Annotated in this window: 1 pseudogene; it reads left to right on the forward strand. The window is 50.4% G+C overall.

Annotated features, from left to right (window positions below):
- Nucleotides 1–260: pseudogene (locus tag R0J87_RS21815) on the forward strand (hypothetical protein); the annotation flags it as partial.

Here is a 260-nt window from a genome sequence, read left to right on the forward strand (position 1 = left end):
GGATGTCCGGATCGAGGCTAGCCGCGTCATTTCAGCCGAAAAAGAAATGGAGTTTTTCCGTATCAAAACAGAAGGCGGGTCAGTATTTCATGCAAAAAAACTAATCCTTGCGACCGGCTTCACGGAAACTTTACCGGATATCCCAAGACTCCCAGAGTTCTACGGAACCAGCCTATTCAGCTGTCCATTCTGCGACGGCTATGAAATGCGCGGCGAGCCACTGGCCATCATTTCGGAAAATGAAGCAGCGGGACATCTCG

This window comes from Halomonas sp. SIMBA_159 (genome assembly GCF_046536035.1).
In the GTDB taxonomy this organism is placed as follows: domain Bacteria; phylum Pseudomonadota; class Gammaproteobacteria; order Pseudomonadales; family Halomonadaceae; genus Vreelandella; species Vreelandella venusta_A.